1 protein-coding gene is annotated in these 905 nt (G+C 49.7%); it reads left to right on the top strand.

Annotation, left to right across the window (positions count from 1 at the left end; translation table 11 throughout):
• On the top strand, positions 1-905 hold a 905-nt coding region (locus R7040_RS25285; RefSeq protein ID WP_318097392.1), incomplete at both ends, for a proline dehydrogenase family protein.

Here is a 905-nt window from a genome sequence, read left to right as displayed (position 1 = left end):
ACAAATACTTCAAAGATTACCTAATGGCGATCGAAGCGGTGGGTCGCGAGACTTACGGTAACGACACTAGCCCTGCGCCTTCGGTTTCTATCAAGCTTTCAGCATTGCACCCTCGCTACGAAGTGGCGAACGAAGAGCGTGTTATGACTGAGCTGTACGAAACGCTCATGCAACTACTAAAACGCGCGATTGAAGTCGACGTTGCGATCACGATTGATGCAGAAGAAGCTGATCGGCTTGAGCTGTCCCTAAAGCTGTTCGAGAAGATTTACCGCAGTGACCTCGTGAAAGGTTGGGGCAAGTTTGGTCTTGTTGTGCAAGCGTACTCGAAGCGTGCTCTACCAGTATTGGTTTGGCTCAATGCCCTTGCGAAAGAGCAAGGTGACTTGATCCCACTTCGCTTGGTAAAAGGCGCGTACTGGGATAGCGAAATCAAATGGTCACAACAAGCGGGCTACGAAAACTACCCGGTGTACACACGCAAAGAAGCGACCGATGTTGCTTACCTTGCATGTGCGCGTTTCCTATTAAGCGAAGGCGTACGTGGCAATATCTTCCCGCAGTTTGCCAGCCACAATGCGCACACAGTTACTGCGATTGCAGTGATGGCGCAGCATAAGGATTTTGAATTCCAACGCCTACACGGTATGGGAGATTCACTCTACAACCACGTGATGGAGAAATACGGCCAACCTGTTCGTATTTACGCTCCAGTTGGTAGCCACGCGGATCTACTGCCTTATCTTGTTCGTCGTCTGCTAGAAAATGGTGCAAACAGCTCGTTTGTACACCGTTTGGTTGACGCGCGTTGCCCAATTTCTGAACTGACACATCACCCTGTGGATGCGCTAACCAGTTTTGCGACGCTGAATAACGATAAGATCCCAATGCCTTCAGGTATTTTC

Source organism: Vibrio sp. 1069 (genome assembly GCF_033340555.1).
Note: the sequence above shows the minus strand (reverse complement) of the source record. Positions and strands in the feature narration are given on the sequence as shown.